Source organism: Methylophilus sp. DW102, assembly GCF_037076555.1.
GTDB classification, from domain to species: Bacteria; Pseudomonadota; Gammaproteobacteria; order Burkholderiales; family Methylophilaceae; genus Methylophilus; species Methylophilus glucosoxydans.
In genome coordinates this window covers 736,912-749,502 of sequence record NZ_AP029023.1, presented here as the reverse complement: position 1 = coordinate 749,502, position 12,591 = coordinate 736,912, and the positions used below count along the sequence as shown (strand labels likewise).

General features: G+C 50.3%; 6 protein-coding genes, 3 tRNA genes and 3 rRNA genes. All 12 read right to left on the bottom strand.

Translation table 11 applies throughout. From position 1 onward, the window contains the following. Positions 1–423 carry a type II secretion system major pseudopilin GspG gene (gspG, locus tag AACH41_RS03550; protein ID WP_275357213.1) on the bottom strand — a complete coding sequence of 141 codons (423 nt, stop codon included), beginning with the start codon at positions 421–423 and terminating at the stop codon, positions 1–3. Positions 424–610: 187 nt separating this feature from the next. After that, on the bottom strand, positions 611–2,440 hold the full coding sequence (locus AACH41_RS03545) for an ABC transporter ATP-binding protein (RefSeq protein ID WP_338657572.1): 1,830 nt from the start codon (positions 2,438–2,440) through the stop codon (positions 611–613). A 6-nt stretch (positions 2,441–2,446) separates the two neighbouring features. Further along, positions 2,447–2,929, bottom strand: coding sequence for a 2-C-methyl-D-erythritol 2,4-cyclodiphosphate synthase (gene ispF, locus AACH41_RS03540; protein ID WP_338656771.1), 483 nt, complete (start codon positions 2,927–2,929; stop codon positions 2,447–2,449). Positions 2,930–2,941: 12 nt separating this feature from the next. Beyond that, positions 2,942–3,634 carry a 2-C-methyl-D-erythritol 4-phosphate cytidylyltransferase gene (ispD, locus tag AACH41_RS03535; protein ID WP_338656769.1) on the bottom strand — a complete coding sequence of 231 codons (693 nt, stop codon included), beginning with the start codon at positions 3,632–3,634 and terminating at the stop codon, positions 2,942–2,944. Between the two features lie 358 nt (positions 3,635–3,992). After that, positions 3,993–4,106 (bottom strand): 5S ribosomal RNA (gene rrf / locus AACH41_RS03530). Positions 4,107–4,306: 200 nt separating this feature from the next. Continuing rightward, positions 4,307–7,189 (bottom strand): 23S ribosomal RNA (locus AACH41_RS03525). A gap of 383 nt (positions 7,190–7,572) precedes the next feature. Next, positions 7,573–7,648 (bottom strand) — tRNA-Ala (locus AACH41_RS03520). Between the two features lie 9 nt (positions 7,649–7,657). After that, positions 7,658–7,734 (bottom strand) — tRNA-Ile (locus AACH41_RS03515). An 87-nt stretch (positions 7,735–7,821) separates the two neighbouring features. After that, a 16S ribosomal RNA gene (locus AACH41_RS03510) occupies positions 7,822–9,360 on the bottom strand. Together the 16S, 23S and 5S rRNA genes with 3 tRNA genes alongside form the textbook arrangement of a ribosomal RNA operon. 339 nt (positions 9,361–9,699) lie before the next feature. Continuing rightward, positions 9,700–9,776 (bottom strand) — tRNA-Met (locus AACH41_RS03505). A gap of 75 nt (positions 9,777–9,851) precedes the next feature. Continuing rightward, positions 9,852–11,588, bottom strand: coding sequence for a lipid A export permease/ATP-binding protein MsbA (msbA, locus tag AACH41_RS03500; protein WP_338656768.1), 1,737 nt, complete (start codon positions 11,586–11,588; stop codon positions 9,852–9,854). 8 nt (positions 11,589–11,596) lie between these two features. Beyond that, on the bottom strand, positions 11,597–12,583 hold the full coding sequence (locus AACH41_RS03495; protein WP_338656766.1) for a glycosyltransferase family 9 protein: 987 nt from the start codon (positions 12,581–12,583) through the stop codon (positions 11,597–11,599). Positions 12,584–12,591 lie beyond the last annotated feature (8 nt).

The following is a 12,591-nucleotide window of genomic DNA, read 5'->3' as shown; positions in this document are numbered from 1 at the left end:
TTACCAGTTGCTGATATCCTGCGCTTCGTCACTGCCACCGACCTGGCCATCCTTACCCAGGCTGTAGAGATCATACTCGCCGTGCTGGCCGGGCATACGGTATTGGTAAGGCTTGCCCCAAGGGTCGTTGGGCACTTCTTTTTTCAAATAAGGGCCGGCCCAGTTTGGCTGGTTATCTGGGTTATTCATCAGGGCCGTCAAGCCTTGTTCGGTACTCGGATAATGCCCGACATCCAGACGGAACTGATCCAGAGCCTGTTCCAGCGCGGCGATCTGCGCTTTGGCCGTTTTGACTTCTGACTTGCCAATCTGCTGGAAATATTTGGGGCCGACATAGCCGGCCAACAGGCCGATAATGACCATCACCACTAATAATTCCAGCAAGGTAAACCCGCGATTACAACGGACAGCAAGACTAGCCATCGAAAATACTCCATGAAAATTTGATGACAATACTAAGCAGATTAGATTGCAGAAAAGTGGCGGTAATATGACAGACTGTCACAATTGAACAGAGGCGATGCCAAGCACAGCCATAAAAAAATCAGGCCGAATGGCCTGATGATTGAAACGTGATATTAGAAAAGGAACCGTCTGGGAGTTGAACGGGCTATTCGCCCAAAAAACCACCACTCTGATGCGTCCATAATTTGGCGTAAATCCCATCCTGCGCCAACAAGGCCTGATGGGTGCCGGTTTCGACCACCCGCCCCTGATCGAGCACAATCAACCGGTCCATGGCTGCAATGGTGGACAAGCGGTGCGCAATCGCAATGACGGTTTTACCTTCCATCAACTGCGACAAATGATGTTGAATAGCGACCTCGACTTCAGAATCCAGGGCACTGGTGGCCTCATCCAGCACCAGAATAGGCGCATTTTTCAGCATGACACGGGCAATGGCAATGCGCTGCCGCTGGCCACCAGACAGTTTAACCCCCCGCTCACCGACATGGGCGTCATAGCCGGTACGGCCTTTGGCGTCGCGCAAGGTGAGGATAAATTCATGTGCTTCGGCCCGCTTGGCAGCCGCTATCATCTCTTCATCGCTTGCATCTGGGCGGCCATATAAAATATTTTCCCTGACGGAGCGGTGTAATAGAGAAGTATCCTGCGTCACCATACCAATCTGTTGCCGCAAGGAGTCTTGTTTCACTGAGGCGATCGATTGCCCATCGATACGAATATGCCCGGCCTGAATGTCATAAAACCGCATCAGCAAATTGACGATGCTAGACTTGCCCGCACCAGAGCGGCCGACCAGGCCGACACGCTCTCCGGGGTGGATGTGCAAATCGAACTGCTTCAAGAGCGGTGGTTGCTTGTCATAAGCAAACTCCACTTGCTCAAATACGACTTCACCCTTAGGGACGTTTAACGCGACTGCATCTGGCTGATCGAGCACGCGGTTTTCAATCGACAGCGTATTCATACCATCTTGTACGGTGCCAATTTGCTCGTACAACGAGGTCAGCTCCCACATGACCCAATGTGAAATGCCATTTAAGCGCAGGCTCATCGCCATCACCGCCGCAACCGCACCGGCAGCGACCAGGCCCTGTGACCACAGCCACAGCACCATGCTGCCACTGGCAATGATCAAACACATATTTAAAAAGTGATTGATACTCTCGACACAGCTCACCATGCGCATTTGCCCATGCACGGTATCCAAAAACTCTTGCATGGCCGATTTCGCATAGCTGGCCTCGCGCCCGGCATGCGAAAACAGTTTAACCGTGGAAATATTGGTATAGGCATCCGTAATCCGGCCGGTCATCAGAGAACGCGCATCTGCCTGATGCTGCGAGACTTTGGCTAAACGCGGAATAAAATAAACCAGCGCGCAGGCATACAAGCTTAACCAGCCTAAAAACGGCAAAACCATCCAGGGATGAAAGCTGCCCACCACCGTGACGATGGTAGTGAAATACAGCAACACATACACCATGATATCGGCCAGAATAAACCACACCTCGCGCACAGCCAATGCAGTCTGCATCACTTTCGCGGACACGCGGCCAGCAAACTCGTCCTGATAAAACCCCATGCTTTGATTGAGCATATGCTGATGAAACTGCCAGCGCAAACGCATTGGGAAGTTACCGGCCAATGTCTGATGCTTGAGTAAGGTCTGGAACAGAATGACCACGGTACTGCCAACCAATACCGCCGCCACCAGCCATAATGTAGATTGATGCGTCGTCCATAATTGTGACGGTTGGATGGCTGTCAACTTATCGACCACCTTGCCCATCAAGGCAAACAGCAAAGCCTCAAACGAGCCGATACAGGCTGTCAGCAGCGTCATAATTAAAATATAACGGCGCATTCCATATGAACAGGCCCACATAAAAGGCCAGAAACGGGTAGGCAAGCGCCTCAGGATTTCGGCAGGAAACGGCGAAACCAGTGCTTCAAAACGGCTAAACAATCGCATCATCAACTACTTGGAATACACAGTGCAAACGGCTTCTGCCGCAATACCTTCACTGCGGCCAGTGAAGCCCAGCTTTTCAGTCGTCGTCGCCTTGACGTTGACCTGTTCAATCGCCACATCGCAATCACTGGCAATGTTCATACACATCTGCGAAGTATGCTTGCCCAATCGTGGCGCCTCACATATCACCGTGGCATCAATGTTACCAACCAGATAACCCTTGTCATGCAGCAAGCGCACCACATGCCGCAGAAGCTCGCGTGAATCTATGCCTTTAAAGCGCATATCTGTTGGTGGAAAATGTTTACCGATATCTCCCAACGCGACAGCCCCTAACAAGGCATCACAAATAGCGTGTAACAGGACATCTGCATCCGAATGCCCATCCAGTCCATGACTGTGCGGGATATTCACGCCACCGATAATGCAATCCCGCCCGGTTACCAGGGCGTGCACGTCAAAACCGTGCCCAACTCTCACAGGAATCATACTTTTTGCTTTCTATGACTGGCTCATCTGCATCAACGCAGCAACCACTTGCAGGTCGTCAGGATAAGTGACTTTCATGTTTTTAAGGCTACCTTGGACTAGTTTTGGGTGATGCCCCATCCACTCCATAGCTTGCGCTTCATCGGTAGGTTGTTTTTCGATCGAGTGACTGAGCGCAGATTGCAACTCCGCATATCTGAACATTTGTGGCGTTTGAGCCTGCCATAAATGATTACGCGGGATGGTCTCTGCAATCGTGGTCTGCGTCCCGGCACGCTTTAGCGTATCGGCCAGCGGCAAAGCCAGAATCGCTCCCGTATCCTCATCACCTACGCTGTCTATTAACCGTAATAGCATCTCATGATCTATGCCAGGCCGCGCGGCATCATGCACCAGAATCCAGTCTCGCGCCTGAACTTGAGTATTCAGGGCACGCAATCCGTTTAGCACACTTTCAGCGCGAGTCGCGCCACCACACAGCAGCACGCGTGTTTTCTGGCATCCCGCAAGTAAAGCCGGTTGCCAGTCCTGATCATCCTCTGCGATAACCACCGAAATGCTACCGATGGCTGCAAACGACTCAAATGTCTGGATTACATGCTTCAACAGCGGCTCACCATTCAATGGTAAATACTGTTTCGGTCGTGATGATTGCATACGCGAACCACGACCAGCACTGGGGATTAAGACATGGTATTGAGACATCGTGTCATTTTAACATGTCTCTTTTAAGGCTTTATGCTCACACGTCTATTCCGCTGAAACTCTTGCTGAGATTTCTTGATAGCCCACTTGGGTCAATGACATACGCCTGTGTATTTTTTAAGATGTTTGTAAAAGAGGGAGAAGCAACAGATCAACAACCGCTTGAGCGGTGTCAATTATATTTTACGCTGCAGTGCAGCGCTTAAGTTTTCATGGCAGTCTATTTTGAGTTGATCTTAATAGACACTTCAACCCGGTGCTTGCACCGGGTTTTTTTCTGCCTGAATTTCATTTGCCTGCCGGATACAGGCAATAAAAAAGCCCCCGACATTGCTGCCGAGGGCTTTTTAGAATAGGAGCTTGGGGATGACCTACTTTCGCATACGAAGAGTACACTATCATTGGCGCAAGTTCGTTTCACGGCCCTGTTCGAGATGGGAAGGGGTGGTTCCAAACTGCTATTGTCCCCAAACATAACTGGTAATGTTATGCATGGTGCTAAACATATGTTTAGCCTGCTTTAACAAATTGGAAGAAGTAAAGGATTTTTCTTTTTCAAGCATCAATGGGCAGGGTATGAAACAACTTGTGTTTCTTATTTCTAGATGATTGCCAAATCATATTGCTTTGAACTACACCTGGCTTAGATTTTAGTCTAAGTTTTAAGGTTATAGGATCAAGCCTCACGAGCAATTAGTATCAGTTAGCTTAATGCATTACTGCACTTCCACACCTGACCTATCAACGTCCTGGTCTTGAACGACTCTTTAGCTGGCTTAAAGCCAGAGGCAAGTCTCATCTCGAGGCGAGTTTCACGCTTAGATGCTTTCAGCGTTTATCTCTTCCGCACTTAGCTACCCAGCTATACCATTGGCATGATAACTGGTCCACCAGAGGTGCGTCCACTCCGGTCCTCTCGTACTAGGAGCAGGTCCCCTCAAACTTGCAGCGCCCACGGCAGATAGGGACCAAACTGTCTCACGACGTTTTAAACCCAGCTCACGTACCACTTTAAATGGCGAACAGCCATACCCTTGGGACCGGCTACAGCCCCAGGATGTGATGAGCCGACATCGAGGTGCCAAACTCCCCCGTCGATATGAACTCTTGGGAGGAATCAGCCTGTTATCCCCAGAGTACCTTTTATCCGTTGAGCGATGGCCCTTCCATACAGAACCACCGGATCACTATGACCTGCTTTCGCACCTGCTCGACCTGTCCGTCTCGCAGTCAAGCAACCTTTTGCCATTGCACTATCAGTACGATTTCCGACCGTACCTAGGTTACCTTCGCACTCCTCCGTTACTCTTTGGGAGGAGACCGCCCCAGTCAAACTGCCTACCATACACGGTCCCCAGTCCGGATTACGGACCTAGGTTAGAACCTCAACAACATCAGGGTGGTATTTCAAGGATGACTCCACGATATCTGGCGACACCGCTTCATAGTCTCCCACCTATCCTACACAAATCTTGTCAAAGTCCAATGTAAAGCTGCAGTAAAGGTTCATGGGGTCTTTCCGTCTAGCCGCGGGGAGATTGCATCTTCACAAACATTTCAACTTCGCTGAGTCCCGAGAGGAGACAGTGTGGCCATCGTTACGCCATTCGTGCGGGTCGGAACTTACCCGACAAGGAATTTCGCTACCTTAGGACCGTTATAGTTACGGCCGCCGTTTACTGGGACTTCAATCAAGAGCTTGCACCCCATCATTTAATCTTCCAGCACCGGGCAGGCGTCACACCCTATACGTCCACTTTCGTGTTTGCAGAGTGCTGTGTTTTTATTAAACAGTCGCAGCCACCTTTTCACTGCAACCCCATCACGCTTCTAGAGCAAGTCTATACACGTTACCGGGGCGCACCTTCTCCCGAAGTTACGGTGCTAATTTGCCGAGTTCCTTCTCCCGGGTTCTCTCAAGCGCCTTAGAATTCTCATCCTGCCCACCTGTGTCGGTTTGCGGTACGGTCTTATACAACTGAAGCTTAGTGGCTTTTCTTGGAAGCATGGTATCAATCACTTCGTCTGCAAGCAGACTCGTTATCACGTCTCAGTCTTAGCTCTCCGGATTTGCCTAAAGAACCAACCTACACGCTTGAACCGGGACATCCAACACCCGGCTGACCTAACCTTCTCCGTCCCCACATCGCATTGTATATAGGTACAGGAATATTAACCTGTTTCCCATCAGCTACGCATCTCTGCCTCACCTTAGGGGCCGACTCACCCTGCGCCGATGAACGTTGCGCAGGAAACCTTGGGCTTTCGGCGAGGGAGCTTTTCACTCCCTTTATCGCTACTCATGTCAGCATTCGCACTTCTGATACCTCCAGCATACCTCACAGTACACCTTCGCAGGCCTACAGAACGCTCTCCTACCATGCCAGTAAACTGGCATCCGAAGCTTCGGTTACGTGCTTAGCCCCGTTACATCTTCCGCGCAGGACGACTCGACCAGTGAGCTATTACGCTTTCTTTAAATGATGGCTGCTTCTAAGCCAACATCCTGGCTGTCTATGCCTTCCCACTTCGTTTTCCACTTAGCACGTCATTTGGGACCTTAGCTGTCGGTCTGGGTTGTTTCCCTCTTGTCCACGGACGTTAGCACCCATGGACTGTCTCCCGTAATTGAACTTCTCAGTATTCGGAGTTTGCAATGGTTTGGTAAGTTCTTATGAACCCCCTAGCCATAACAGTGCTCTACCCCCGAGAGTTATATACGAGGCACTACCTAAATAGTTTTCGGAGAGAACCAGCTATCTCCAAGTTTGTTTAGCCTTTCACCCCTATCCACAGCTCATCCCCAAATTTTTCAACATTTGTGGGTTCGGACCTCCAGTACCTGTTACGGCACCTTCATCCTGGCCATGGATAGATCACTTGGTTTCGGGTCTACACCCAGCGACTAAGACGCCCTATTCGGACTCGATTTCTCTACGCCTCCCCTATCGGTTAAGCTTGCCACTGAATGTAAGTCGCTGACCCATTATACAAAAGGTACGCAGTCACCCCTTACGAGGCTCCCACTGTTTGTATGCATACGGTTTCAGGATCTATTTCACTCCCCTCCCGGGGTTCTTTTCGCCTTTCCCTCACGGTACTGGTTCACTATCGGTCGATATCGAGTATTTAGCCTTGGAGGATGGTCCCCCCATGTTCAGACAGGGTTTCTCGTGCCCCGCCCTACTTGTCGTTACCCTAGTTCCACAAACGGGATTTCGTATACGGGACTATCACCCACTACGGTCGGACTTTCCATTCCGTTCTACTATCGCGTCTGCTAAAAGTAACAGGCTGTTCCATGTTCGCTCGCCACTACTTACGGAATCTCGGTTGATTTCTTTTCCTCTGGGTACTTAGATGTTTCAGTTCTCCAGGTTCGCTTTACTCTTCCTATATATTCAGAAGAGAATGACCTTACGGCCGGGTTTCCCCATTCGGACATCTCCGGATCAAAGCTTATTTGCCAGCTCCCCGAAGCTTTTCGCAGGCTATCACGTCCTTCATCGCCTGATATCGCCAAGGCATCCACCATATGCACTTATTCACTTGACCCTATAACGTTAAAACCTAAACCCTTTTTAAATCTAGATTTCGTCGTGCATGAGACACGCGTTACAGGTAATTCTAAAGCACTATCAAACCTCGTTAGATTTGCTTAGATTATTGATTACTCAACAATCTAAACGTCTCAACTTGCGTTTAATATATTTATGATTTTGCAATCAATCGATATTATTTCCGGTTAAAAAATAATATCGCCCATTGAATATAAGTTGTCATCACACAACCTATATTCCTTTACTTCTTCCATTTTGTTAAAGAGCAGTCTTAGTTTTTTAAACTAACGTTTAAAAACCAGAAGCAAACATTTAATCAAACATCAATTAATAACGCTTGCTTCTAATCTCTAAACCGCAACAAAGACACCAAGTCGTTGGTGGAGGATGACGGGATCGAACCGACGACCCCCTGCTTGCAAAGCAGGTGCTCTCCCAGCTGAGCTAATCCCCCAATATTCGGTGGTGGGTCTGGTTGGGCTCGAACCAACGACCCCCGCCTTATCAAGACGGTGCTCTAACCAGCTGAGCTACAGACCCTAAGGCGGTTTGCCTAAATCTTTGTTGCTGCTTATTTTTAAGATGACCGATAAGAGTGAATGCTTGTAGACAGGTGATCTTCTCTAGAAAGGAGGTGATCCAGCCGCACCTTCCGATACGGCTACCTTGTTACGACTTCACCCCAGTCATGAATACTACCGTGGTAATCGCCCCCCTTGCGGTTAGACTAACTACTTCTGGTAAAACCCACTCCCATGGTGTGACGGGCGGTGTGTACAAGGCCCGGGAACGTATTCACCGCGACATGCTGATCCGCGATTACTAGCGATTCCGACTTCATGCTCTCGAGTTGCAGAGAACAATCCGGACTACGATCGGCTTTCTGAGATTAGCTCCCCCTCGCGGGTTGGCAACTCTCTGTACCGACCATTGTATTACGTGTGAAGCCCTGGCCATAAGGGCCATGAGGACTTGACGTCATCCCCACCTTCCTCCGGTTTGTCACCGGCAGTCCCATTAAAGTGCCCAACTCAATGATGGCAATTAATGGCAAGGGTTGCGCTCGTTGCGGGACTTAACCCAACATCTCACGACACGAGCTGACGACAGCCATGCAGCACCTGTGTCCACTTTCCCTTACGGGCACCTAATGCATCTCTGCTTCGTTAGTGGCATGTCAAGGCCAGGTAAGGTTTTTCGCGTTGCATCGAATTAATCCACATAATCCACCGCTTGTGCGGGCCCCCGTCAATTCCTTTGAGTTTTAATCTTGCGACCGTACTCCCCAGGCGGTCTACTTCACGCGTTAGCTGCGTTACTCATGGATTTTACTCCACCAACAACTAGTAGACATCGTTTAGGGCGTGGACTACCAGGGTATCTAATCCTGTTTGCTCCCCACGCTTTCGTGCATGAGCGTCAATATTATCCCAGGGGGCTGCCTTCGCCATTGGTATTCCTCCACATCTCTACGCATTTCACTGCTACACGTGGAATTCTACCCCCCTCTGACATATTCTAGTCTTGTAGTTTCAAACGCAGTTCCCAAGTTGAGCTCGGGGATTTCACATCTGACTTACAAAACCGCCTGCGCACGCTTTACGCCCAGTAATTCCGATTAACGCTCGCACCCTACGTATTACCGCGGCTGCTGGCACGTAGTTAGCCGGTGCTTCTTATCAAGGTACCGTCAGCCTCACACAGTGTTATTGTGTAAGTTTTCTTCCCTTGCGAAAGAGCTTTACAACCCGAAGGCCTTCTTCACTCACGCGGAATGGCTGGATCAGGCTTGCGCCCATTGTCCAAAATTCCCCACTGCTGCCTCCCGTAGGAGTCTGGACCGTGTCTCAGTTCCAGTGTGGCTGGTCGTCCTCTCAGACCAGCTACTGATCGTCGCCTTGGTAGGCCATTACCCCACCAACTAGCTAATCAGATATCGGCCGCTCTTATAACGTAAGGTCCGAAGATCCCCTACTTTCCCCCTCAGGGCGTATGCGGTATTAGCTAATCTTTCGACTAGTTATCCCCCATTACAAGGTACGTTCCGATATATTACTCACCCGTTCGCCACTAATCCCCCTAGCAAGCTAAGGTTCATCGTTCGACTTGCATGTGTAAAGCATTCCGCCAGCGTTCAATCTGAGCCAGGATCAAACTCTTCAGTTTAATTCCTAACTATTACTTTTTACCTCAATTAAGAGGCGGTATTCGATTTCGCTATATCTCAAATTCATTTCAAGGTATGTGTGTAAACTACACTGTACATACTTGTCATAAATCTAAGCGTAAGCATTTGTATTTTCTGAGTTTTACGCATCAAATGCGTTCACACCCAACTACAAACACCCACACTTATCAGTCATCCTAATTTTTAAAGAACAGTGCCTCGAAGGCTTTTCGCTCTTCCGTTTTAACTTCCAACGTTTCAAGCGAAGCGCGCATTATACAGAGGTTTTTCGTTCGGTCAAGCATCAAATCCATTTAATTTTAAAACGTATTTTTGCTTGGTTGCGGGAACAGGATTTGAACCTGTGACCTTCGGGTTATGAGCCCGACGAGCTGCCAGACTGCTCCATCCCGCGTCCGAATCGACTAATAAAACATGTGTTGCGTCGAGAGGTGAGACTATAGCAAACTTTCAAAAACGGTGTCAACTGTTATTTGCTTTTTCCATAGAGATGGTAGAGCGTGGCATATTTGCCGCCGGCCTGCATGAGTTGCTCGTGCACACCTTCTTCAACGATACGACCACCATCCATGACGATTATTCGACTGGCATGCTGAATGGTGGAGAGGCGGTGCGCGATCATGATGGTAGTTCGGCCCTGCATGAGCTGGGTCAGTGCGGCCTGCACGTTATGTTCGGATTCATTATCGAGCGCGGACGTCGCTTCATCCAAAATTAAGATGGGGGCATTTTTAAGCATGGCGCGCGCAATCGACAGTCTTTGACGTTGGCCGCCGGAGAGCCGCAAGCCCCTGTCACCAATATGCGTGTCCAGTTGTTGTGGCAGTTTTTCGATGAACTCCCAGGCATGTGCCGCCTTTGCTGCTGCAATCACCGCCTCTTTAGAGGCCCCACGTAAACTGCCGTAGGCAATGTTGTGGTAAATGCTGTCATTGAACAAGACGGTTTCCTGACTGACGAATGCAAACTGCTGGCGCAGCTCAGCCAGCGCCAGTTGCTGGATAGGGAGATCATTGATCAGTAACTGCCCTTGTTGCACCTCATGAAAACGGGGCAACAAATGCGCCAGTGTAGACTTGCCGCCCCCTGACATGCCAACCAAGGCCACCGTTTCACCAGCATGGATGGTCAGGTTGAGCTCTTTTAGCGCCGGACTGTTCGCGTGCGGATACTGAAAAGTGACCTGCTCAAAGCGAATTTGGCGGATGGGCTCAGCCAAAACCACCTGACCCTGATTGTTTTCGGCAGGCGTATCCAGCACGGCAAACACACTTTGGCAGGCGGCAATCGCAATTTGCACATCTTCATTCACAGAGGTAATCGCTTTCACCGGACCAATCAGCATGAGCAAGGCGCCAATAAAAGCCGCAAACTCACCGGCGGTAAACTGGCCAGCGGAGTAATAGATCACCATGGCTAATGCAACGGCCGCTAACATCTCGACAAACATACTGTTTAAACCAGAGATGCGCCCTAACCTGACCATCATTTGCCGGTTAGTGGCAACGATATGGCTAAAGCGTTCATACTCATACTGCTCGCCACTGAACACCTTGACCACGCGCTGTCCACTGGCGGCCTCTTCAATCACCTGTGTCATGTCTGACATGCTGGCTTGCACCTGCCGGCCAGAGTTACGCAATTTAGGCGTCATTTTTTTCAGATATCGGGCAATCAGCGGCGACAGCAGCAAAAACACCAGCGTCAGTTTCCAGTCCAGATAAAGCATATAAGAGACGATGCCAATAATGGTCAAGCTATCGCGAATGGAGGAGATAATGACTTTGGTGACCGCACTATATAACTGCTCGCAGTCAAACGTCATTTTGGTAGTGATATTGGCTATGGCGTGCTGATCAAAAAAACTGGTGGGCAGCTTCAGCATGTGTGCAAAAACCTGATTGCGTACATCCTCGATGACGCGGCGGCCGACAATCCTGATCAGGTAATTGGAGCCAAAGCCTGCCAATGCACGCACCAACAACAAGCCACCAAGCATCGCTGCCAGCGTCAAGCGCGCATAGGTCTGTGTCTGCGTGGTGAACCCTTCATCCGTCACATGCTTGATGGTACTGAGAAAACCGGTATTACTGGCGGACAAGACTACTAGGCAAACCAGCGCCAGACAAAAAGTGGCCCAATAAGGCTTGAGATAGGCCATGAGCCGGGTCAGTTGCGCATACGCGCTGGGAGTGTGATTGATCATGGTAAAGACTAATGGTTTTTATGAGCGCTGGGCGACCTTGAATCAGAGGAGCCTATATGAGATTGGACTTGGGCATCGACAGTCATCTCGGCCAACAAGCCCTGCAGACGAGCCACCACGGCCGCTACACCAATCCCGAGAATATCCTGTTGTGCATCTTGAATAAAGTGCGCTTGTGGAGACCAGGGCAAATAACGGACCGGCGAACCCGGGCCAAACAAGGTCAGGCTCGTCAAACCCGCCGCGGCGGCCATATGCCCGAGCCCGGAGTCATTGCCAAGATAGCCATCACACTTTTGCAGCAAGGCATAAGACTGCGGCAAGCTTAATCGTCCGCACGCCACCTGCACAGGCAGCTGAGCCAGTGCAACAAAGCGTTGTGCGAGGGCGGCATCCGCCTGCGAACCCAGCAACACCACGCCAGAGACTGCATTTGCAAGCGCATTGGCCACCGCTGCATAACGCTCGACTGGCCAGATTTTACCGGCAAAATTTGCGCCCGGCCCGATCGCCAACCAGCGCCCTTGGCCCAGCATGGGAAATAGGTCTGCAACCAAGGCATGATCTTGCTCGCTGGCCCACAAGGTTGCGTTGGGCCGCAGATCGCCGACTAACGTCTGCACGGCCGCCAAATGTTTTTCTGCTGAGTGCAGGTGCATGGTGCTGGCATTGGAACGTTTTTTAAACACTTGCTTTGCCCGCAGCAGATAGGGCAAAAAATCCGTGCGCAGATCAACCAGAACGTCATACCGGGTTTTTCTCAACAAGCGAATCAATTGCACATAGCCCGCCCAGCCTGAACGTTTGTCGCGCACGAAAATACGGTCAATATAAGGACAGGGGTCAAACAAGGCTGAAGAACGGACATCACTCACGAGGTCTATGCGCGCTTCTGGCAGGTGCGCATGCAGGGCTGCCAGTACCGGCGTCGTCAGGATGGCGTCCCCAATATTGGACAGCGTAATCATGAGGATGCGGGGTTGAGCGCTGGTCATCGGGCTGT